This window comes from uncultured Methylophaga sp. (assembly GCF_947259025.1).
Classification (GTDB): Bacteria; Pseudomonadota; Gammaproteobacteria; order Nitrosococcales; family Methylophagaceae; genus Methylophaga.
This window is the reverse complement of sequence record NZ_CAMYKO010000001.1, coordinates 53,916-76,296: the sequence shown is the minus strand read 5'-3', so window position 1 is coordinate 76,296 and position 22,381 is coordinate 53,916. Positions and strand designations below refer to the sequence as shown.

The following is a 22,381-nucleotide window of genomic DNA, read 5'->3' as shown; positions in this document are numbered from 1 at the left end:
TTGTCCTGTCAGACCACCCCGGCGCGGAGCAAATCATGCATATTGATCGCACCTGCCAGCCGTTGCTGATCGTTGATAATTAAAAGGCCGTTAATTTTATAACGCTGCATCAGTTCCAGCGCTTCCGCCGCCAGCATGTCAGGGCGGCCGGTTTTACACTCACGGGTAATAAACGCTGAAAGAGGCTGCTTGTGAATATCGATTTCCTGGGCCAGCACCCGGCGTAAGTCACCGTCAGTAAAGATGCCGACCACTTGCTGCTTGCCGTCGATAACCGCTGTCATGCCCAGTCCTTTTTCCGACATTTCAATCAAGGCATCACTGATTAAGGCTGACTCATCAATGGTCGGAATGGCAGTACCAGTGTGCATAATATCACTGACGTGCAGCAGTAAACGCCGCCCAAGCAAACCACCGGGGTGCGACAGGGCAAAATCCTCGGCGGTAAAACCGCGGGCCTCCAGCAGGGCAACCGCCAGGGCATCGCCCATCACCAGTGCGGCAGTGGTGCTGGAAGTGGGGGCCAATCCTAATGGACAGGCTTCTCTTTCCACACTGACATCAAGGTGGGCACTGGCGCACTGTGCCAATGTTGAACCGGGCCGGCCGGTCATCGTGACCAACGGTACGCCCAGGCGTTTGATAAGTGGCAGGATAGTTAGTATTTCTGTGGTTTCGCCGGAGTTGGATAAGGCCAGCACCACATCTTTATTAGTGATCATGCCCAGATCACCATGACTGGCTTCACCGGGATGAACAAAAAAAGCCGGGGTGCCGGTACTGGCCAGGGTAGCGGCGACTTTGCTGCCGATATGGCCGGATTTCCCCATACCGATGACCACAATGCGGCCGCTGCATTCAAGCATAAACTGACAGGCTTGCAAGAAGTCTTCGTTGATCCGGTCTCTGAGTGCCGAGACGGCTTCCAGCTCGGTATCAATGACTGCTGTTGCCAGTTGCCTGATTTTGTCCTGTTCTATCTGCATTAACTGAGTCCGGGCACGTTCTGATAAGCCAGAAGACTGTTATAGCTAATATAGGTGACTATCAGCAAGAGCCCGGCAAAGCGGCCGATACGTCCTTGCGAGCAGAAACGGGCAAATAGATAAAGCCCGATAGCCAGCCCAATCATGAATGGCAGGTCACGATACAGCAGCATGGGGTCGACTTCGGTAGGAGCAATCAGTCCCGGCATTGCTAACACCGCAAGCAGGTTAAAAATATTGGAGCCGAGTACGTTACCGACTGCGATATCGTGTTCGTTTTTGAGCGCTGAAATAATGCAGGCAGCCAACTCCGGCAGACTGGTGCCAATCGCCACAATGGTCAGGCCGATGACAAGATCACTCACGCCCAGCATGGTGGCGATGCCACTGGCGCCCCAGACCAGCGATTTAGAACCGATAAGCAATGAGGCCAGACCAATTATGAAAAGCCAACTGGCCTTACCGGTGGACATGGATTGTTCGGCATATTCCTGCGCGAATTCGGCCTCCAGCGGGTCATTTTTACCCAGTCCCCGGTAGGCCATCCAGCCCATGCCACCAATAGTCAGCAGAAAACCGGCAAACAGGATACTGCCGTCAACACGGCTTAATACGCCATCAAGCAGCATAATGATTGATACCAGCATGACAAAAGCCAGTACCGGAAACTCGCGACGCAGTGTGGCGGAATTGACAACCAATGGGGAAATCAGCGTCGTCACCCCCAGCACCAGGCCGACATTGGTGATATTGGAGCCTACCGCGTTACCTATACCCATTGCCGGTACACCGTCAAAAGCGGCCAGCGCTGACACCAGCATTTCTGGTGCTGAGGTACCGAAACCGACAATAGTGACACCGACAATCAGCGGTGATACGCCGAGGTTACTGGCGATATTGGCGGCCCCGTCAATAAAACGATCGGCCCCCCAAATCAATACGGCAAAGCCAACTACGATGGCGAGAACAAATAAAATACTGCTGGTCATAAAAGTCCGTTATGGCGGCTGAATGTCATGAATTTGAAACATAAAAAAGCCGGGTCAAACCCGGCTCTTCATTATAAGGTGTTGTCTGTGGCTTGTCGTCAATCACTCGTCTTCAAAGATGTCGAACTCGTCATCTTCCAGCGGTGGGTTGCCGTCATAGACCAGGTTCTGGCGACGCTGCATGTAGGCATCGCGGACATAGCTGTATTCATCCAAAGCCGCTTCATCAAGGACTTTTTCAGCTTTCAGCAGATTGGCGCGGGTATCTACAACGCGAGTACCGACGAATGCCAGACGTGCATCGTCACCCTCCACATACATGACAGGATCCGTAAACATGTCGCCGATCAGGCCGAAAGTGTCACGGACATTACGTGGACCGAAGAAAGGTAGAACCACGTAAGCACCGGGATCAGCGCCCCAGACACCCAGCGTCTGACCGAAGTCTTCATTGTTTTTGTTAAGACCGGAGAGACTAGCCACATCAAAAATACCACCGACACCGACGGTGGTGTTGACCACGAAACGGTGGGTGTCTTTGTAGGCCTGATAGAACTTGCCCTGCAGCAGGTCATTGATGATCACAGTGATGTCGTTGAGGTTGCTGAAGAAGTTGCTGACGCCCTGACTGATGGGATCAGGGACCACTGCATCATAGCCTTTGGCTACCGGTTTAATGACGGCGGTATCCACGGCGTCGTTAAACTTGTACATGGCGCGGTTATAACCTTCCAGTGGATCACCGGCAGTCTGGTTGGTGGTAGCGCAGCCGGTCATGACGAGCAAAGCTGCGACAATGCCTACTTTGAATAAGTGCTGAAAATGTGGCATCGAAATTAAGTCCCTGTTTGTTCTTATTGACTGGCAAATAATCTCACGGCGATTAGGGCCGATCAAGTTTATCTGTTGCAATATTGGCAAACGAGGGGTCGGTTGAGTTGTAAAAATACAACACTTCAGCGCTGATTGACTTCAAGTCTCGCTCGACAGGGCCTCGGTGTTGCTGGCTTGACGGTTGTCCACCATATAGCCGGCAAACACGCTCGAACAGGCCTGCCAGTTGTGTTTGCGTGCATAGGCGATACAGGCCGCCGGGTCTATGTGATGTGCCATTCTTACAGCTTCACCCAGATCATCACTGAGACTGCCGGTGAGTCCATGCTGCACGACATCGGCCGGACCGGTCACCGGGTAAGCTGCGACCGGCACGCCACAGGCCATGGCCTCCAGCAGTACCAGACCGAAGGTATCCGTTTTGCTTGGGAAAACAAACACATCGGCAGCGGCGACATAACGGGCTAGCTCCTTGCCAAAGCGGGCGCCGGTGAATAACACATCCGGATATTTCTGACGTAGTTGATCCAGATCGGGCCCGTCACCGACCACAACTTTACTGCCCGGTACATCCAGATCCAGAAAAGCTTCAATATTTTTCTCTATCGCCACCCGCCCCATATTAAGCAAGACAGGACGTGGCAAATCGAGTGGCTGCGGATTATCGGGCGTAAAAATATCGGTATCCACACCGCGGCCCCAGACTTCAACATGATCAAAGCCGCGTTCCAGCAGCCGCTGTTGTTGCGATCGGGTCGGGACTAAAGTACGAACCGCCTTGCCATGAAAGCGTCTTAGCCAGGCATAGGTCCAGCTTAAAGGTATCGGTGCCCGCAGCCGGACATATTCCGGAAACTGGGTGTGGTAAGAGGTGGTGAAGCTGATCTTGTTACGCAGGCACCAGCGCCGCGCTGCCATGCCCAGCGGGCCTTCGGTGGCAATATGCACGGCATTGGCATTGAGGTCATCAAGCAGTTTTTTCACTCGTCTGCCGGGTAACACGGCAAGGCGGATACTGGGATAGCTGGGGCAGGGGATGGTGTTGAAATCCTGCGGGGTGATGACATGCACCTCATGCCCCATTTGCTCCAGACATTGGCGGGTTTGCTTGAGGGTACGCACAACCCCGTTGACCTGGGGTTCCCAGGCGTCAGTGATAATAACGATACGCATCAGGCTGCTTGCACCAGGACTTTGGGCTGCTCGACCAGTTCGGTCCAGTTGAGGATTTCCATTTCACCGTTGGGGTGTTCAACCAGCGCAGTACAGCTTTCTACCCAGTCTCCGCAATTGTAGTAATCAACATCGTGATGGCGGGCGATTTCAGCGCGGTGAATGTGACCACAGACTACGCCGTCCACACCCTGGCGCGCAGCTTCATGTGCTACCGCTTCTTCAAAGTGACTGATGTACTGCACGGCGTTTTTGACTTTGTGCTTGAGAAAAGCTGCCAGAGACCAGTAGGAAAAGCCCATTTTGCGGCGCACCAGGTTGACGTAGCGATTGGCCCGTAACAGCCATTCATAAAGGCGGCTGCCGACCTTGGCCAGCATCGGCGAAATTTTCACGACACTGTCGAACTGGTCACCGTGCAGGATCAGCAGTTTGCGGTTGTCGGCGGTGGTGTGAATGATTTCATTCTGGATTTCGACATTGCCGAACACGGCGCCGTCAAAGTCCCGCAACACCTCATCGTGGTTACCGGGGACATAGACTACCTTGGTGTTATGCTTGGCTTTACCCAGCAGGGTGCGGATCACATTATTATGTGCCTGAGGCCAGTACATTTTCTTTTTCATTTCCCAGACATCAATAATGTCACCGACCAGGTAGAGGTAATCACATTCAACTTTATGCAGAAAATCGAGCAGAAAATCGGCGCTACAGCCGCGAAAGCCGAGGTGGATGTCTGAGATCCAGACACTGCGAACTTTTATCTTTTCTTTCTGACTGACTTGTTTTTGCATAATGTGCCCTTACCTTTTATCTTGAGCGCACACTAACCAACTCTTGTTGCAGCTTTATTAACTTTTTGTTGCAAAAACATGACGTAAGACCTGTTGAAAGGCGGTCCTACCTACATTGCCTGCTTTGACCAGAGAGAATTATGACGAATCCATTATTAGAGAATTACACCCTGCCGCCGTTCTCCAAAATCAAGCCGGAGCACGTTGAACCGGCTGTGACCCAGGCCATTAAACAGGCCCGCGAGGCGGTCAATGAATTGCTGACCAATATCTCCCAGCCGACCTGGGACAACCTGGTTCAGCCAATGGAAGAAATCGAGGCCAGCATCGATCATGTCTGGTCACCGGTCAGTCATATGAACTCCGTGGTCAACTCCGAGGAACTGCGTCAGGCTTTTAACGCCTGCCTGCCCATGCTCAGTGAATTCGGCACCGAACTGGGTCAGAACGAAGACCTGTATCGGGCCTACAAAAATCTGGCTGACAGTGATGAATACCAGAAGCTGGACACCGCGCAGAAGAAAGTCATCGACAATGCGGTACGCGATTTCCGCCTGTCCGGCGTTGAACTGCCGCCCGAACAGCGCGATCAATACAAACAGATCACGCAGAAGCTGACCGAGCTCAGCGCCAAGTTTGAAGAAAACCTGCTCGATGCCACCCACGCGTGGAAAAAGCATATTACCGACGAATCAATGCTGTCAGGCCTGCCGCCATCCACGGTCGCCATGGCTGAGCAATTCGCCAAACGTGATGGTCTGGAAGGCTGGGTGTTTACCCTAGACTTCCCATCCTACATGCCGGTGATGTCCTATGCCGACAACCGTGATTTGCGCGAGGAAATGTACACCGCCTTTGCCACCAAGGCCTCTGATCAGGGCCCCAATGCCGGCAAATGGGATAACACCCAAGTCATGGCCGAGATTCTCAAATTACGTCATGAACTTGCGCAACTGCTGGGCTTTAACAACCACGCTGAGCGCTCGCTGGCGACCAAAATGGCGCAAAGCCCCGACCAGGTGATGGACTTTTTGAATGATCTGGCGGCACGAAGCAAACCGATTGCTGAAGAAGAGTTCGACGCGCTCAAGGCCTATGCCAAAGAAACCGCCGATATGGACGACCTGGAAGCCTGGGATGTGACTTATTTCGCCGAGCAACTGCGCCAGCAGCGCTATGCCATTTCAGCGGAAGAAGTGAAGCCCTACTTCCCCGAAGACAGAGTCGTTAACGGCCTGTTTGCGGTGGTCAATAAGCTTTACGGCCTTGAGATTAGCGAGCGCAAAGATGTCGATACCTGGCATAAAGATGTGCGCTTTTTTGAAATCCGCGAGGCCAGTGGTGAATTGCGCGGCCAGTTCTATCTTGATCTTTATGCTCGCCAGCGCAAACGCGGCGGTGCATGGATGGATGAATGTCTGGTTCGCCGTAAAGTCGGCGATGGCGTGCAAACGCCGGTCGCTTTCCTGACGACGAATTTTTCAGAACCGGTAGGCGATAAACCGGCGCTGTTTACCCATGACGAAGTCACCACGCTGTTCCACGAGTTCGGCCACGGTCTGCATCATATGCTGACCAAGATCGATTATTCGGGCGTGTCGGGCATCAATGGTGTGGCCTGGGATGCGGTCGAGTTGCCCAGTCAGTTTATGGAGAACTGGTGCTGGGAACGTGAAGCGTTGGATTTGATTGCCGGTCATTATGAAACCGGTGAAGCGCTGCCCGATGAGCTTTATAACAAGATGATTGCGGCGCGTAACTTCCAGTCAGCGATGATGATGCTGCGGCAGATTGAATTTTCGCTGTTCGACTTCCGCCTGCACCTGGAATTCGATCCGAACGAAACCAATCAGGTTGAAAAAGTGCTGGCGGAAGTGCGTGATCAGGTTACCGTAGTCAAGCCGCCCAAGTTCAACCGCTTCGCCCATAGCTTTGCGCATATCTTTGCCGGTGGCTATGCAGCCGGTTATTACAGCTATAAATGGGCGGAAGTCTTGTCGGCCGACGCCTTTTCCAAGTTTGAGGAAAAGGGCATTTTCGATCGTCAGACCGGTCTGGAATTTCTGTCTTCAATTCTGGAGCAGGGCGGTTCAAAGGAACCGATGGAACTGTTTATCGAGTTTCGCGGCCGTGAGCCAGAAATAGATGCCTTGCTCCGGCATTCCGGTATTGCCGCTTAAGGCAGCCACAAAAAAAGGGCCGGGAGGCCCTTTTTTTATGTCACTCAGATAGTGGCAAATTAAGAGTTCATGCAGGCCTGCACGTTTTGCTGTGCTACCTGAATCATATTCATCACTTCGTCTTTAGTGATTTTGCCTGATTCCACATCCTGCTTGAGTTGTTGGTTCAGCGCCTGGGTGGTGGTGGAAACCTCTTCACCTTCAGCAACCGGCACGACCGCCATTTCCTGATAGTTTTCCGGGAAGTGGCTCATGCCCTTCAACTGGCAGCTTGCCATTTTGGCAACATAAGCATTGGTTTCAGATTTAATCGCCTGGGCTGTCATATCAGGTCTGTCACTGCTGAGTTTTTTCATCACCAGCGGTTTAACCTGTTCGCTGTAGTTTTGTTTATATTTTTCTTCAACTTCGGCATCCAGGGCCATAGCCGGGCCGGCGAAGAAAAACGGAATGAGTAAAAGCAACTTTTTCATAATGTCCTCCATTGGGCGCCCTGATAAAACATCGGACTTCGATGCGCTACCTTATGGGCATTGAGATCAATTTCCTGTGAACCGGTCTTGCTTATAGCAAATTCAACCATGATGTTCGCTTAATACAGACCACGTAGCCTCTCACAGAATTCATATACTTACCAACTTTTGCCAGCAAGTCGGAATCAACGCCCAGGCTCAAATACTGATTTGCTGGGAGTAGCAGGCAATCAGATTGGCTTTTGATAAGTTATCTGGAGATAGCGAACACAAAAAAGGGGCGCGTGGCCCCTTATTGATAGACATGCAAGCCGTATTTAACGTAGCTGGCTGTCCTTGCTGCCACGACGGTTAAATAGACCGGCGGCTTTGTTCTCATTATCGATTTCTTCCTGACACTGCACGCAAAGACGCACGCCGGGAATCGCCTCGCGGCGCGCCTCAGGGATTTTTTTCTCGCATTCTTCGCAGTGGGTCAGGCTTTCGCCCTTGGGCAAGTTGCTGCGTGCCTGTTGCACGGCATCTTCTACACTGGCGTCGATTTGATCTTGTACTGCCCCGTCTCGGGACCATCCTCCAGCCATGACGAACCTCCTGATGACTGTTTCAGTATTATTACTTGATTATAAAGGATTGTTTGGGGGAAACCCAAAGGTTTTGGTTTGCTGATAAATGTTTGTTTTGTGTTCTGTTCTTAGATGTTTGTGTGTTTGATTAAGTTCTTTTCATCATCCTGAATTGGGACGCTGCCGCGGGGCGTTCATTTATTTTGCTTGCCCAAAATAAACGAACCAAACAAAAGGGCACCCCTTGCGCTGGCCTGCGGCTCCACTGCGTTGCTCGCTTTGTCTGGCGTCTGGTCAAAACTCGCTAACGCTCAGACACTGACCAGCCGTCATCCAGACAAAGCTGCGCTACTCGTCAGCACAAAAGGGGAAAGAAAAGCGGGAACAAAACTTAAGTTGGGGTGTGACTCTCTCCCTCTCCCTTGAAGGGAGAGGGCTGGGGTGTGGGTGGATCCGCCCTTTTGCAAAGCCGAGCATCGGAGAAATATTCGGATCAGCACGACGTCTGTTTGAGCCAGCGACAAACTTGTCTGGAACAAGTTTGGACGTCACAGACGCCCGAAGGGAGAGAGACAGGGATGTCGCGAATCAGTTTCGGCGTGCCCGAATATTTCGAGAAGCGCAGGGAACCCGCAGGGCAAGCATGAGGCTGGCCTTTTTTGGTTCGTTTTTTGGCCACGCAAAAAATGAATTGCTGAAAGTGATTTCAGCAGCACATTTAACACTAGAAAAATCAACTTTTGTCAGAGCCGTTGTCTGGCACGATAAATTGATTTCTTATTGACAAAGTATCTTGATCATTAGTGTGTTGGAAAAGGTCGTCTTTGCTGTCATAAGAGAATCTACTGTGAACAGCCCCATCAAGTTGAAGTAATTCTAAATTTTGATTGGATATTCTCCATTTGTGTTCATTTCTATTGTTACCCTCTGTGATATAACCATCAGGACTAAATACAACTCTTTTGGAACGTTTAGTTTCAGGGTTGAAGAAAAGTCTGTATGGACGTGTTGTTAATAATTCGGAAAGTGAAGCTGGTAATTTACCTACAGGATCTTCTCTAGGTATCAGTACGCGTTTTATTTTGTTTGAGGATGGACCAAGAGCCGCACACAAATTCCCATCCGATCTTTCACCTTGATAATCTGTACTTGTCACGCCCAAAAGGTCAGTAGGTAGGTCTAGGTTAGAAAACGAGCGAGGTTTCACTATAAAACAACTCTCTCTTCCAAGGGCACCAATGAAAAGGCCAAGCTCGAAGATAACATTATCCCTGACGGATTGTTTTGATTTATTGCGGGAAATGACTTCATCGTCTGGGGTGAAAACAAAAACTGCGGCATCAAATATCTTTGTCTGTTTAAACAACGATTCAATGGACGTTTTTGAGGGCTCAAAAACGCCTTGCGGCCATACAGTTATTTCAAAGTAGTATTCAAGGTTTTCTTGAATTGCGTAGGCAACATCTAATCCTTCAGTAGAAGACGCAATAAATATACGCTTTTGCATTGCATGCTATCCCTAACATTGGCGTTTATGTGACGTAAAATTGCTAAGCTACACCAATAAAATTAAAAACTAAATTATTAAACAATGAAATACACCGATCTCCGCGACTTCATCGACGGCCTGGAACAGCAGGGCGAACTCAAACGTATTACCACCGAAGTCGATCCTTCGTTAGAAATGACCGAAATTGCTGACCGGGTTTTACGGGCTGGTGGTCCGGCCTTGTTGTTTGAGAATCCAAAAGGCTCCAATGTCCCGGCTTTATTGAACCTGTTTGGTACGCCGAAACGGGTGGCGATGGGCATGGGCGAGGATTCGGTGACGGCTTTGCGTGAGGTGGGTAAGTTGCTGGCTTTTCTGAAAGAGCCGGATCCGCCCAAGGGTATGAAGGATGCCTGGCAGAAGTTGCCTATCTTTAAGCAGGTGCTCAATATGGGCCCGAAAGTTGTCAAAAAGGCGGCTTGTCAGCAGCAGGTGCTGGAGGGTGATGACATCGATCTCGCCAATTACCCGATTCAGCTTTGCTGGCCGGAGGATGCGGCGCCCTTGATTACCTGGGGGCTGGTGGTCACTAAAGGGCCGCATAAAGAACGTCAGAACCTGGGGATTTATCGCCAGCAGGTGATTGGCAAGAACCGGGTGATTATGCGCTGGCTGTCGCACCGCGGCGGTGCGCTGGATTTCAAAGAATGGCAGCAACAATATCCGGGTGAGCCGTTTCCTATCAGTGTGGTTTTGGGTTGTGACCCGGCCACCATTCTGGGGGCGGTGACGCCGGTGCCGGATACGCTCTCGGAATATGCGTTTGCTGGGCTGTTGCGTGGTAGCAAGACCGAACTGGTGAAGTGTTTCGGTAATGATCTGCAGGTGCCGGCCAATGCCGAGATTGTGCTTGAGGGCATGATTTACCCGGAGGATATGGCAGTGGAAGGCCCTTACGGCGATCACACCGGTTATTACAATGAGCAGGAACGCTTTCCGGTAATGACCATTGAGCGCATCACCCAGCGTCAGAACCCGATTTATCACAGCACTTACACCGGTCGTCCGCCCGATGAACCGGCGGTGTTGGGCGTGGCTTTAAACGAAGTGTTTGTGCCGATTCTTCAAAAGCAATTTCCGGAGATAGTCGATTTTTATTTGCCGCCTGAGGGCTGTTCCTACCGGATGGCGGTGGTGAGCATGAAAAAGCAGTATCCCGGTCATGCCAAACGGGTGATGATGGGCGTGTGGTCGTTTTTGCGGCAGTTTATGTATACAAAATTCGTGATCGTCGTTGATGATGATGTGAACGTGCGTGACTGGCAGGATGTGATCTGGGCGATTACTACCCGTATGGATCCGGTGCGGGATACGACGATGGTCGAAAACACGCCAATTGATTACCTCGACTTTGCTTCGCCGGTCTCAGGGCTGGGCTCTAAGATGGGGATGGACGCCACCAATAAACTGCAGGGAGAAACTGACCGCGAGTGGGGCAGACCCATTGAGCGTGACCCGGCTGTGGTGGAGCGCGTTGATGCCATCTGGGCTGAATTGGGGCTAGATAAATAGTGCTGGGATGGAGATGCCTCCGCTTCGGTCGGCATGACAGAGGGAGGGGGCACATAACAGTGGGAGGGCGGCATGATAAGTGAAAGGTCGGCATGACAGAGGGAGAAGCGGCATAACAGTTGGCGCTACGGTCAGCATGACATTCGGACTATGGCACGGCTCCAATACCGGCCGGGCTGAGAACTTGATGGCCGATATGACACCGATACGCTGATTGTTTATATCCCCGATTTTGTCACCTCGAGCGAAGCCGAGAGGTCTCATCAGCACTGCTCATGCCGGGACAGGGATTGCGTCATAATAGATTGAGTCCTGAGTAACTATCGTCAGGGAGAACACTATGATTGAAAGCGCTTTGCTATTGTTTCTGGTGATCGACCCGTTCGGCAATTTGCCGTTTGTGTTGGCGGTTTTGAGCGGCGCTGAAAAGCACCATTATCGGAAAACCATTCTGCGTGAAACTTTCCTAGCATTTCTCATATTAGTGGTGTTTGTTCTGGCCGGTGAGGCTTTGCTGGGGTACCTGAATATCGAACGGGCATCTTTGATGGTCGCCGGTGGCGTTATTCTGTTTCTGATCTCGCTGAAGATGATTTTCCAGTCGGCCAAGGATGTGTTTGCCGGCGACTACAGCCGTGATTCTTTTCTGTTCCCGATTGCCGTGCCCTGTCTGGCCGGGCCTTCTGCCATTACCACGGTGATGATTCTGCGCTCTCAGCAACAAACCGATTTGCTGGGTTTGTTGCTGGCGCTGCTGGCGGTACTGACGGCCACCTTTATCGTCTTTCTGCTGGGGCGCAGGCTCAGTGACTGGCTGGGTGAGCGCGGTATTCGCGCAGTGGAGAAACTGATGGGGCTGTTGTTGAACCTGGTCGCCGTCAATATGTTGTTGATTGGTGTGCGTGATTTTCTAACTTAGTTACCACCAAGAAAATAACCGGCAATCAGATAAAAGATATTGAGCAGCGCCAGCACAATAATCAGGAAGAAGGTCACTTTCATACCCAGCACCCGGCGCTTGCCATCCGCATTTTTCAGTGCTGAAGCGTGGATAAGACGGCCGCTAATCAGGGCAATACCGGCCAGATGAATCAGCCACCAGAAAGCGCCCATTAATTCCAGCATCAGCATCAGGATGAGCGTGATAGGCATATATTCGGTGGCATTGCCCTGGGTGCGAATCGCGGCCTGCAAATCGGGATGTCCGCCATCCCCCAGTGCAACCCGATGCTGGCGTCTGAGGGCAATCACGCTCAGGGAGAGTTTGACCAGAAGCAGGGCGCAGAGGCTGGCATAAAGGGCAGTAATCATAATCAGGCTCCCTGGCTGTGTCCGTCAGTGTTTTCTTCTACCCAGTGTTCGCCCTCGGGCCCGTATTCTTTCTTCCACAGCGGGGCGTTGTGTTTGAGTTCTTCAATCAGCCAGTCGCAGGCATCCAGTGCGGCGCGGCGGTGGGACGACCAGCAGGCAATGACCACGATCGGATCGCCGGGGTAGATATCTCCCACCCGGTGCACGATCAGGCAATCCTGCAGAGGCCAGCGGCAGCGGGCCAGCTTTTCCAGCTTCTCGAGGTAGCGTTCGGTCATTTGCGGATAGTGTTCCAGCACCATCTTTTCAAGGTTTTTTCGCTGGCTGAAATCCCGCATGGTGCCGATAAATGTGGCGGTGGCGCCGATTTCACCAGCTGACTGCTGCGCCTCAGCGTCCATGATTAACTGCCAGGGCTGAACAGGCTTGTCGCTGATCCCGCTACTCACGCTAGCCTCCGGTCACCGGTGGGAAAAAGGCCACTTCATCACCGTCTTTCACGGGGGAGTCGAACTTGGCATAGTCGAGATTGATCGCGACCAGCACATTATCGGGACGCGGTGCATTATCGGTGGCCTGCTGCCAGGCTTCAGCGGCATTAGCGGCCTGATTCAGCTCGACTTCGGCCTTACCGACTTTTTCCCGCAGGCTGGCAAAAAATTTGACTTGAATACTCATCTGGTTGATCGTTTTAGCGAAATTAGAACTCTAGGATAACATCTGCCATGTCTGAATTGACCCATTTTAATCAGTCCGGTGAGGCCCATATGGTCGATGTCGGCGGCAAAGACGTGACCGACCGGGTTGCCGTTGCTGCTGGTAGCATCAGCATGCTGGCCGACACCTTCAAACTGATTGAACAGGGCGGACATAAAAAGGGCGATGTGCTCGGCATTGCCCGGATAGCGGGCATCATGGCGTCCAAGAAAACCTCGGATCTGGTGCCTTTGTGCCATCCGTTGGCCCTGACTAAGGTCACAGTCGAGTTTGAACTCGATGCTGACAACGCCACAGTCCATTGCCAGAGTCGGGTTGGCACCAGCGGCCAGACCGGCGTGGAAATGGAAGCGCTGACTGCCGTGCAGGTCGCTTTGCTGACGATTTACGATATGTGCAAGGCGGTCGATCGCGGCATGGTGATGAGTAATATTCGCCTGCTGGAAAAAGCCGGTGGCAAGAGTGGTCACTGGACCAGAGACTAAGCTAGCCGAATATCTCGCTGAAACTCACCAGTTCGCCGGAGCGGCCGGTGTCATAACCGCTAAATCCAGCGAGTTTGTCATCAAAGGCCTCACCTTTTAGCAGGGCAATGATTTCCTGAACTCTTTCATCATCAATCAGCTTCTTGGGCACGGCCAGACAGTAGTGTTCCCACACCTGCGGGATAAACTCCAGGTTGAACTTGTCCGCCATCGGCGCAATGCCGAAACCGACATCAGCAGCGCCACTGGCCACCATCGCCGCTACCGCCATATGGGTGAACTCTTCATGTCGATAGCCGTTGATCTGGCTGGCCGGCACATTGTTGGCGAGCAACAGCTGATCCAGCAGCAGGCGGGTGCCGGAATCGGCCTGGCGATTGATAAAGGTCAGACCGGGCTTGGTCAAAGAATGAATGTCCCGTATTTGTTTGGGGTTGCCGGCGGCGACCATCAGGCCCTGATTGCGTCTGACCACGTAAATCAACTGATGGTTGTCTTCGCTGAGGTTATCCAGGTAATCGTGTTTGAGGTGATGACCTAGCTCACCCACCGGGATATGAAAACCGGCGATATGGCAGTCGCCATTACTCAAAGCCCGCAAACTTTCCAGACTGCCGTGAAAGTGCAGGTCCAGCTGAAAATCGGACTGCTGATTAATCAGATCCCGCAGCGCTCCGACAGCCAGCCCGTGACTGGCAAAGATGTTGAAGCCATCAGCCTCACTGCGGTTGATGATGGATTCAAAGTCGCGTTTGAACTGGGTGGAAAAGTTATCCAGTTCCGGTGAAAAGGTCGCCGCCAGGTGGCGGTTGCCATGCATCAGTTTCTCGCCTGCCGGAGCCAGTTTTGCGCCGCGGCCCCGTTCCAGCAAAACCAGTGGCTGACCCAGTAAGTCCTGCCATTTATTGAGCAAGCCCCAGGCAAAGCGATAGGACACGCCGATTTTATCGGTGGCCTTTTTCAGTGAGCCTTCAGTTTGCACAGCCTCCAACATTTGAAACAGCACCGAATCGATATTATACGTCTCGCCGTGATGTGACAGCTGCCAGTGAAAGTTGATTTTGATATCCATATTTATGAATTTTATTTCATATTTTAAATCAGGTAAATCCCAAATAAGCTGGCTTTTAAGCATATTTAATATGCAGATAAAAACATATAAGTAAAATTCACCACAAGGAATCAGTTATGAAACTCAAAACACCTGTATTGCTGGCAGGGCTGGCAATGATGACAGTGAGCCCGGCCTACGCTGGCTCGGAAATTGAAACACTGATCAACATGCTGCATGAGAACGGCTCGGTCAGCGATGAACAATACGAGCGTTTAATGGCTGAGCTGAATCAGAACCAGACTCAGGCGGCAGCAGAGAAAGCCGAAGTGGATGAAAAACTGGCCGAAGCGACCAAGCCGTCTGATGTCGAAGTCAGCACCAACGGCGGCCTTAAGATTCAGACCCGTGACGGCAAGTTCGCGACCAAAATCGGAGGCCGGGTTCAGGCCGATGCCGCGGCTTACGGCGGCGATCCGAAGATGGGGGATGGCACCGAGATCCGCCGTGCACGGCTTTACCTGCAGGGCACCATGTACTACGACTGGGGTTTTAAACTGCAGTATGACTTTGTGGATGACGGGGCCAGCGGCATCAAGGACGCCTATCTGAGTTATAACGGTTTTGACAATCTTGAGCTCAAAGCCGGTAACTTCAAGGATCCATTCAGCCTGCAGGAGCAGACCAGCTCCAAATTTGTCACCTTTACTGAGCGGGCATTGCCCTCGGCGTTTTCTGCCGGACGGCACATCGGCATGATGGCCAGCACCGCTCATCAGCACTGGACACTGGCCGCTGGTCTGTTTGCTGATACCGTCAGTGCTGAAGGCGGACAGGATGATGAAGGCTGGGGCGCCGGCACTCGGGCAACCTGGGCACCGGTCAATAACAAAAGCGAAGTGGTGCATCTGGGACTGGGGCTGAACTATCGTGAAACCGGAGGCAGCAACCAGACCCGCTTACGCCAGCAGCCGGAAACCCATATTGCCGGCGTCAATATTGTGGATACCGCTACGATTGACGCCGTCAGCGATTTTTATAAAGTCGGTGCTGAAATCGCCACCGTGCAAGGCCCGTTCTCAGCCCAGGCCGAATATATCACCACCTCGGTGAAGCGTGATATGGGCAACAATCTGGATTTTGATGGTTGGTATGCTCAGGCGGGTTATTTTCTCACCGGCGAATCACGTAACTACAGCAAGGGCAAATTCGGTAGCATTACCCCCAAATCCAACGTCGGCGAAGGCGGCATCGGTGCCTGGGAGCTGGCTCTGCGTTACAGCACGGTGGATCTGAGCGATGCTGATATTGATGGTGGCGAAGCCGACTCGATGACCCTGGGGCTCAACTGGTACCCGACACCGACACTGCGCTTTTCGGCCAACTACGTGAATGTGCTCGATGTCGAGGGCGGAACCTACGATAACGATGAGCCCAGAGTGTTTCAGGTCCGCAGTCAGTGGGCGTTTTAGTCATTGTTTCCACTTAAATTTATGCTAAATTCGGGATAAGACCGGAAAAGGAGAAATCGTGATGTTAAAAAAATGGATAAGCGTTCTATTTTTAGTGCTGATGACCAGTTCAGTGCTGGCCGCGGATCGTTTACGACTGGCTACCACCACCAGTACTGATAACTCAGGACTTTTGGCTGTTTTAAACCCGGCATTTGAAGACAAATTCGGCGTCAAAGTCGATGTCATCGCCGTGGGCACTGGTAAAGCATTACGTTTGGGGGAAAACGGTGATGTCGATGTGGTGCTGGTGCATGCACCCAAGGCCGAGCTGGAGTATGTCAAATCAGGCCATTTTATTGACCGTACTGCGGTGATGCACAACGATTTTGTTATCGTTGGGCCGGCTTCGGATCCGGCTAACATTGCCAGCGCCCGCAATGCGGCCGGTGCCTTTAATCGTATCGCCAGTGCCAAAGCCGACTTTGTTTCGCGGGGCGATGACTCGGGGACTCATAAAAAAGAAATTACATTATGGGATAACGCCAATCTGCCGGTACCGTCAGCAAGCTGGTACGTGGCTGCCGGTCAGGGCATGGGCGCGGTATTGAAAATTGCTGATGAGAAGCAGGCTTACGCGCTGGCTGACCGGGGCACGCAGATTGCCTATGCCGACAAGATGGATCTGAAAGTGCTGTTTGAAGGCGATGAAGTGTTGTTCAACCCCTACCACGTGATGGCCGTGAACCCGACCAGGCACAGCGTAAAATATGAACTCGCCAAGCGTTATATCAAATTTATTACTGGCGCCGAGGGGCAAAAGATTATTGCCGACTTCAGGTTGCGGGATCAGACTCTGTTCCATCCGGATATGCTGGACCAATGAGTTGAGGGGACCGGGCTGCGACGCAGCCCGGTCTCATTTACTTGGCTTTACGGGGTTTGACTTCACCAATCGCTCCGTCAGCGCGGGCTTTTAAGTATCGGTAAAGCTGCTCGCGGCCTTCCATCACCTTGGGATTGGCAGCCCAGGCTGGCATGCTGCCGATGGTGCCGGATTTACCGTTTTCCACCACGCTGAAAAATTCTTCTTTGCTGATAACGTTCAGGCTGTCAGCCAGGTTGGGGCCGACCATGCCCTGACCATAGGTACCATGGCAACGCGCGCACCAGTTACGGTAGAGCTTGAAGCCTTTGTAGGTTTCGGCATCCAGTTCATGTTCGTTGGTGACCGTGTAGGGGGCTTCTTCAGCAAAGCTGGCAGCAGTGAACATTAACAGCGCCAGGGCTGCAGATTTAAACAGGGTTGTCATTACAGTTTCTCCTCATTCAAACAATGAGCAGACCTCATCTCTGCTCAATGCTGAGAACTGTAAGGAATAAGTCCCTTCTGTGAATGGGTGATTTGCCCCGAGCCTATGGCAAATCACCCAGCAGTAGCCTCAATCAACCCCGGCTTAACAAGTCCCTTAAATCAATGATCGCCGCATTGGCCCGCGAGATGTAGGACGCCATTACCAGCGAGTGGTTGGCAAACAGGCCAAAGCCACCGCCGTTGAGGATGATGGGGCTCCACAGCGCGGCCTGAGTCGCTTCCAGCTCACGTATGCTCTGGCGCAGGCTGACCAGTGCGTTTTTCTTTCTGAGGATATCGGCGAAATCGTGCTCCACTGCCTTGAGCAGATGGATCAGCGCATAGGTCGTGCCACGGGCTTCAAAGAACACATTATCAATTTCATACCAGGGCGTTTTGGTGATCCGTTCATCTGCGCTGGGGGTGGATTGCTGGGCATCGGGTTCGCCGGCCAGATCTGTATTCACCCGGTTCTGGCCGACACTGGCACTGAGGCGCTGTGACAGACTGCCCAAGCGTTTTTCCACTATCGCCAGCCAGGCCGAGAGGTTATCGGCACGGGCATAAAACTGGGCATCATCGGAATTATTGCTCAGCCGTTCCAGGTAGGATTGCAAGGCTTCCACCCCGGTGCGATATTCGCGCTCGGTAGGCGGGAACAGCCAGGATTCGGAATTGAAATTGAACTGAGGTTCAGCAATCGCCAGGTCGGTGTCTTCCAGAGACTGCGACTGGCTACGACTGATGTCATTGCGCAAGGCGCGGGCGAAGTCACGGATCTGCACCAGTACACCGAACTCCCAGTTGGGAATATTGTCCATCCACACGGATGGCGGCATGACATCGTTCGACAGGTAGCCTCCCGGCTTGTCGAGCAGGTTCTGCGCCAAGCGGATGACTGTGGCGGTGGATGTGTAACCGGTCACCAGTTGCTGTTGCTGGCTGCCGGCCTGCTTTTGGGCAGACTGCAGCGGGTCGAAGCGATCCGGGGCCATGCTCCACCACATCATCAGCACGATCATCAGCAAGACAATACTGCCGATGACGAATCCGCCGATTTTCAGTATTTGCTTGCGGGTGGTGGTGTCGGCCATGCTGTCACTGACAGTCCAGCCGAGATCTCGGAATTTCTGGGATAAGCGTTTCAGGGCCATAGCAAACTCTTGTTGTGGTTGTTGGGAACAGCTTATGCGCTAATTCCCGGTAAAACAATGTGTGAAAGTCATTGGCCATCAGAGTTCGACTTGACTTCGCCGCGGTGACATCAGAATAATGACAGGTTTGCAAAAATGATTAGGAATCTAGGGACGCGCTGGGTATGACAACTAGAATAGAGATTGAGGACTTAGCCAAACATTTTGGTGCCATCAAAGCCGTTGATGGCGTGTCTTTCTCGGTCAGCAAAGGTGAAGTGCTGGGTTTCCTCGGGCCTAACGGTGCCGGTAAATCCACCACCATGAAGATGATCACCGGCTTTCTGAGCCCCACCCGGGGTACGGTTCGGGTCTGTGGGTACGACGTCTTGACCGATCCGATATCGGTTAAAGCCAACTTGGGGTATCTGCCTGAAGGGGCGCCGGCCTATGCCGATATGACCCCGGACAGCTTTCTCCACTTCATTGCTGAAATCCGTGGCCTCAAAGGCAGCGATAAGAAAAAGGCGGTGGCGCTGGCGGCTGAACGGGCCCGCATCACCACGGTGATGTTCCAACCCATCGAAACCCTGTCTAAAGGTTACAAACGCCGTGTCGGTCTGGCACAGGCGATTCTGCACAACCCACCGGTACTGATTCTGGATGAGCCCACCGACGGTCTGGATCCCAACCAGAAACACGAAGTGCGCACCCTGATTAACGAAATGGCCGAAGACAAGGCCATCATCATTTCCACTCACATCCTGGAAGAAGTGCACGCGCTCTGTAACCGCAATGTGGTGATCTCCAGCGGCAAGATTAAATTCGACGGCAGCCCGCAGGAACTGGAATCACGTTCGCGATACTACAATGCGGTCTGCGTCAATGTCGCCAATATCGAGCAGCAGACTTTTGAAAGCTTCCTCAGCTCACTGGAGTTTGTGGCCAGTGTCGAGCCACTGTCTGGCGCTGAGGGCTTCCGGGTGTATCCGCGAGATGGTCAGCAGATTACCGCTGAACTGTCGGAAAAAATCCGCGCCAACGGCTGGGACATCGATGCTCTGCATGCCGAGGCCGGCCGCTTGGATGAAGTTTTCCGTAGCATTACCATGCCCAACGCGGAGTCAAAATAATAATGAATATGCAAAATATCTGGTTCATTATGAAGCGTGAGTTCAACGGCTACTTTGCGACGCCGGTGGCTTACGTATTCATTATCATTTTCTTGTTGCTGACCGGTTTCTCGACCTTTTATGTCGGTAACTTTTTTGAACGCGGCGAAGCGGATCTTTATCCGTTTTTCTCCCTGCACCCCTGGCTCTATATCCTGCTGATACCGGCCATCTCGATGCGGCTTTGGGCGGAAGAGCGCAAAAGTGGTTCAGTCGAACTGCTGATGACCCTGCCTGTGTCTGTGTTCGAGGCCGTGCTGGGCAAGTTTATGGCTGCCTGGGCGTTTACCGGTCTGGCCTTACTGCTCAACTTCCCGCTGTGGATTACCGTTAATTACCTGGGTAACCCGGATAACGGCGTGATCATTGCCAGCTTCCTGGGCAGCCTGTTGATGGCGGGCGGTTTTCTGGCGATTGGCTCGTGCATCTCCGCCATTACCAAGAATCAGGTGATTGCCTTTGTAATTAGTCTGGTCATTAGCCTGATTTTCGTTCTGTCAGGGTTTGGCATTGTGATTGATTTCTTTGCCGGTTGGGCGCCGCAAACGCTGGTGGATGCCATCAGTTCTTTCAGTTTCCTGACCCATTTCGATGCCATCAGCAAAGGCGTTATTGACCTGCGGGATATGTTTTATTTCATCTCTCTGATTGCCATCTGGCTGTTTGCCAATGCGCTGATCGTCAACGCACGCAAGGCCGACTAGGAGACAATCGCGACCATGAACAAACAACTCTTATCAACAACCGGTCTGCTACTGGCCATTATTCTGTTCATCTCCTTCAATATCGTGGTGAACGGCAACTTCAAATCCGCACGGGTGGATTTGACGGAAGATAATCTCTATACCCTGTCCGAAGGCTCTCTGCAGATTTTGTCCTCGATCGATGAGCCTGTGACACTGCGCTTTTATTACACGGACAAGGTGGCGCAGGCACTGCCCAGTCTGAAGGCTTATGCCCAGCGGGTGCAGGAGCTGCTGCAGGAATATCAGCGTGCTTCTAACGGCATGATTCGTCTTTATGTGATGGAGCCGCAGCCATTCTCAGATGACGAACAGCGCGCCAAACAATACGGCCTGCAATCAGTGCCGATTGAAGGCGAGCCTGATCCTTTGTATTTCGGTCTGGCCGGAACCAACACGCTCGACGGCGTTGAAACCATTCCGTTTTTCCAGCCGGAGAAGGAAGACACGCTGGAATACGACCTGACCAAGCTGATCTACAAGCTTTCCAACGATGATCGTAAAACCGTCGGTGTGGTCAGCGCGCTGGAAGTCGATGGCGAGCAATACGATCCACTCAAGGGCGAAGTGTCTTCTGATAGCGGTGCCAAGCCCTGGGCGATGATGGATGAGCTGCGTGATATGTTCAATGTCACCACGCTGCCTAAGGACATCCGCCGCATTCCGTCGAGCATTGATTTGCTTGTAGTGGTGCATCCCAAGGAGTTTGCTGAAACCACGCTCTATGCCATTGATCAGTACGTGCTGAATGGCGGCAAGCTGGTGAGCTTTGTTGATCCGTATGCCGAACTGGATGAGCCGGAGAAAGATCCTGACAATCCGATGTCGGCCATGCTGGCCTCACGCAGTTCCAATATGGATAAGCTGTTCCAGGCCTGGGGCATTGAGCGGGCACCGGCTGATGTGGTGGCTGATCGCAAAACTGCCACCAAGGTGGACTTCGGTGCCAAGACTGACCATAAGCCGATTGATTATGTGCTATGGCAGGGGCTGGATGAAAACAACTTTAACAGTGAACAGCGCATTACTTCAGCGTTGAACCGGATTAACCTGGCGACGCCGGGTTATTTCAAACTGCTGGATGATCGCACCACCGAGATCACGCCACTGCTGTCATCAAGCAACGAGGCCATGCTGGTTGATAAGCGCGTGGTGCAGTTCCGTAATGATCCGGTCGCGCTGCTCACCAAATATGCCCCCGGCACGTTGAGTTACCCCTTTGCTGTCAGGGTGGAAGGCACAACTAAAACTGCATTCCCCGACGGCGCCAAAGCCATGACTGGTGAAATCAAGAAAATGTCAGGTCATATTGATGAGGCCAAACAGCCGATTGATGTGGTGGCGATTGCCGATGTCGATATGCTGGACGACCGTTTCTGGGTGCAGACTCAGGACTTCTATGGTGAGCAACTGGCGTTCAATACCTCTAATAATATTGATTTCCTGATCAACACCATTGAGGATTTGACCGGCAGTGAAGGTCTTATCAGTGTCCGCTCGCGGGCGGGATTCTCACGTCCGTTCCATAAGGTCATTGCCTTACAGCGTGATGCTGAAAAACGCTTCCGTACCAAAGAGCGTGAACTTCAGCAAAAACTGAAAGAAACCCAGCAGCGCATTGCCCGCATGCAGGTTCAGCGTAGTGGTAGTGGTGAGCAAATCATGACGCCGGAACAGCAAAAAGAAATCGCTCAGTTCCGCCTCACCGCCAACAAGACCGAACAGCAACTGCGTGAGGTGCAGGCGAACCTGCGTAAAGATATCGACAAGCTGGATACCCAGCTCAAGTTTTTCAACATCGGCCTGGTGCCCATCCTTGTTGCCTTACTGGCCGTATTCACCGGCTGGATGCGGATCCGCAAGCGTAACAAGGCCCGGGGCCAGCAATAAGCGATAACAAACTCAGTC

General features: G+C 52.4%; 23 protein-coding genes. 9 read left to right on the top strand and 14 right to left on the bottom strand.

Annotation, left to right across the window (positions count from 1 at the left end):
* Positions 1 to 8 precede the first annotated feature (8 nt).
* The 5 genes from Q0X64_RS00360 to Q0X64_RS00340 all read right to left on the bottom strand — a co-directional run bounded on the left by Q0X64_RS00360 (position 9) and on the right by Q0X64_RS00340 (position 4,776).
* A complete protein-coding gene (locus Q0X64_RS00360; protein WP_297807487.1) occupies positions 9 to 986 on the bottom strand; it encodes a KpsF/GutQ family sugar-phosphate isomerase in 978 nt (325 codons plus the stop codon).
* Complete coding sequence (locus tag Q0X64_RS00355; protein ID WP_297807484.1) at positions 986 to 1,975, bottom strand: calcium/sodium antiporter; 990 nt, start codon at positions 1,973 to 1,975, stop codon at positions 986 to 988. Before Q0X64_RS00355 ends, Q0X64_RS00360 begins: the two co-directional genes overlap by 1 nt.
* Before the next feature lie 102 nt (positions 1,976 to 2,077).
* Positions 2,078 to 2,806, bottom strand: a complete 729-nt coding sequence (locus tag Q0X64_RS00350) for a VacJ family lipoprotein (protein WP_297807481.1) — start codon at positions 2,804 to 2,806, stop codon at positions 2,078 to 2,080.
* Between the two features lie 141 nt (positions 2,807 to 2,947).
* Positions 2,948 to 3,982, bottom strand: a complete 1,035-nt coding sequence (locus Q0X64_RS00345; protein ID WP_297807480.1) for a glycosyltransferase family 1 protein — start codon at positions 3,980 to 3,982, stop codon at positions 2,948 to 2,950.
* On the bottom strand, positions 3,982 to 4,776 hold the full coding sequence (locus Q0X64_RS00340; RefSeq protein ID WP_297807477.1) for a UDP-2,3-diacylglucosamine diphosphatase: 795 nt from the start codon (positions 4,774 to 4,776) through the stop codon (positions 3,982 to 3,984). Before Q0X64_RS00340 ends, Q0X64_RS00345 begins: the two co-directional genes overlap by 1 nt.
* Before the next feature lie 140 nt (positions 4,777 to 4,916).
* Between Q0X64_RS00340 and prlC the strand changes: the two genes are divergently transcribed.
* Positions 4,917 to 6,956 carry an oligopeptidase A gene (gene prlC, locus Q0X64_RS00335; RefSeq protein WP_297807475.1) on the top strand — a complete coding sequence of 680 codons (2,040 nt, stop codon included), beginning with the start codon at positions 4,917 to 4,919 and terminating at the stop codon, positions 6,954 to 6,956.
* Between the two features lie 59 nt (positions 6,957 to 7,015).
* On the opposite strand, the gene Q0X64_RS00330 is transcribed toward prlC, so the two are convergent.
* From Q0X64_RS00330 to Q0X64_RS00320, 3 genes are all read right to left on the bottom strand, one after another.
* Entirely contained in the window at positions 7,016 to 7,429 is a 414-nt protein-coding gene (locus Q0X64_RS00330) for a hypothetical protein (protein WP_297807473.1), read from the bottom strand.
* 317 nt (positions 7,430 to 7,746) lie between these two features.
* On the bottom strand, positions 7,747 to 8,013 hold the full coding sequence (locus Q0X64_RS00325; RefSeq protein ID WP_297807470.1) for a DksA/TraR family C4-type zinc finger protein: 267 nt from the start codon (positions 8,011 to 8,013) through the stop codon (positions 7,747 to 7,749).
* 715 nt (positions 8,014 to 8,728) lie between these two features.
* A complete protein-coding gene (locus tag Q0X64_RS00320) occupies positions 8,729 to 9,502 on the bottom strand; it encodes a nucleotide-binding protein (protein WP_297807468.1) in 774 nt (257 codons plus the stop codon).
* A gap of 84 nt (positions 9,503 to 9,586) precedes the next feature.
* Here Q0X64_RS00320 and ubiD point away from each other — a divergent pair, with 84 nt between their 5' ends.
* Positions 9,587 to 11,056: a 4-hydroxy-3-polyprenylbenzoate decarboxylase gene (gene ubiD, locus Q0X64_RS00315; protein ID WP_297807466.1), complete on the top strand. Its 1,470-nt coding sequence runs from the start codon at positions 9,587 to 9,589 to the stop codon at positions 11,054 to 11,056.
* Between the two features lie 340 nt (positions 11,057 to 11,396).
* Positions 11,397 to 11,975, top strand: coding sequence for a MarC family protein (locus tag Q0X64_RS00310; RefSeq protein ID WP_297807463.1), 579 nt, complete (start codon positions 11,397 to 11,399; stop codon positions 11,973 to 11,975).
* Here Q0X64_RS00310 and Q0X64_RS00305 read toward each other — a convergent pair.
* Genes Q0X64_RS00305 through moaD form a run of 3 tightly spaced genes read right to left on the bottom strand, consistent with a single transcriptional unit; the run spans position 11,972 to position 13,045 of the window.
* The gene (locus Q0X64_RS00305) at positions 11,972 to 12,367 is read right to left on the bottom strand and encodes an MAPEG family protein (RefSeq protein ID WP_297807461.1); all 396 of its coding nucleotides are present in this window, start codon (positions 12,365 to 12,367) and stop codon (positions 11,972 to 11,974) included. The genes Q0X64_RS00310 and Q0X64_RS00305 overlap by 4 nt on opposite strands.
* A 2-nt stretch (positions 12,368 to 12,369) precedes the next feature.
* Positions 12,370 to 12,816 carry a molybdenum cofactor biosynthesis protein MoaE gene (locus Q0X64_RS00300; RefSeq protein ID WP_297807458.1) on the bottom strand — a complete coding sequence of 149 codons (447 nt, stop codon included), beginning with the start codon at positions 12,814 to 12,816 and terminating at the stop codon, positions 12,370 to 12,372.
* A gap of 1 nt (position 12,817) precedes the next feature.
* Entirely contained in the window at positions 12,818 to 13,045 is a 228-nt protein-coding gene (gene moaD, locus Q0X64_RS00295) for a molybdopterin converting factor subunit 1 (protein WP_297807456.1), read from the bottom strand.
* A 47-nt stretch (positions 13,046 to 13,092) separates the two neighbouring features.
* Here moaD and moaC point away from each other — a divergent pair, with 47 nt between their 5' ends.
* Positions 13,093 to 13,569: a cyclic pyranopterin monophosphate synthase MoaC gene (gene moaC, locus Q0X64_RS00290; protein ID WP_297807454.1), complete on the top strand. Its 477-nt coding sequence runs from the start codon at positions 13,093 to 13,095 to the stop codon at positions 13,567 to 13,569.
* Between the two features lies 1 nt (position 13,570).
* On the opposite strand, the gene Q0X64_RS00285 is transcribed toward moaC, so the two are convergent.
* Positions 13,571 to 14,641, bottom strand: coding sequence for a substrate-binding domain-containing protein (locus tag Q0X64_RS00285; RefSeq protein WP_297807451.1), 1,071 nt, complete (start codon positions 14,639 to 14,641; stop codon positions 13,571 to 13,573).
* Positions 14,642 to 14,757: 116 nt separating this feature from the next.
* Between Q0X64_RS00285 and Q0X64_RS00280 the strand changes: the two genes are divergently transcribed.
* A complete protein-coding gene (locus Q0X64_RS00280) occupies positions 14,758 to 16,092 on the top strand; it encodes a porin (protein ID WP_297807449.1) in 1,335 nt (444 codons plus the stop codon).
* A gap of 61 nt (positions 16,093 to 16,153) precedes the next feature.
* Positions 16,154 to 16,957, top strand: coding sequence for a substrate-binding domain-containing protein (locus Q0X64_RS00275; RefSeq protein WP_297807871.1), 804 nt, complete (start codon positions 16,154 to 16,156; stop codon positions 16,955 to 16,957).
* Positions 16,958 to 16,994: 37 nt separating this feature from the next.
* On the opposite strand, the gene Q0X64_RS00270 is transcribed toward Q0X64_RS00275, so the two are convergent.
* Both Q0X64_RS00270 and Q0X64_RS00265 read right to left on the bottom strand, forming a co-directional pair.
* On the bottom strand, positions 16,995 to 17,384 hold the full coding sequence (locus Q0X64_RS00270; RefSeq protein ID WP_297807446.1) for a cytochrome c: 390 nt from the start codon (positions 17,382 to 17,384) through the stop codon (positions 16,995 to 16,997).
* Between the two features lie 133 nt (positions 17,385 to 17,517).
* On the bottom strand, positions 17,518 to 18,579 hold the full coding sequence (locus Q0X64_RS00265; RefSeq protein WP_297807443.1) for a DUF2333 family protein: 1,062 nt from the start codon (positions 18,577 to 18,579) through the stop codon (positions 17,518 to 17,520).
* 164 nt (positions 18,580 to 18,743) lie between these two features.
* On the opposite strand from Q0X64_RS00265, the gene Q0X64_RS00260 reads away from it, so the two are divergent.
* Genes Q0X64_RS00260 through Q0X64_RS00250 form a run of 3 tightly spaced genes read left to right on the top strand, consistent with a single transcriptional unit; the run spans position 18,744 to position 22,363 of the window.
* Entirely contained in the window at positions 18,744 to 19,691 is a 948-nt protein-coding gene (locus tag Q0X64_RS00260; protein ID WP_297807441.1) for an ATP-binding cassette domain-containing protein, read from the top strand.
* Positions 19,692 to 19,693: 2 nt separating this feature from the next.
* Entirely contained in the window at positions 19,694 to 20,434 is a 741-nt protein-coding gene (locus tag Q0X64_RS00255; RefSeq protein WP_297807439.1) for an ABC transporter permease subunit, read from the top strand.
* A 15-nt stretch (positions 20,435 to 20,449) separates the two neighbouring features.
* On the top strand, positions 20,450 to 22,363 hold the full coding sequence (locus Q0X64_RS00250; protein ID WP_297807436.1) for a Gldg family protein: 1,914 nt from the start codon (positions 20,450 to 20,452) through the stop codon (positions 22,361 to 22,363).
* Positions 22,364 to 22,381 lie beyond the last annotated feature (18 nt).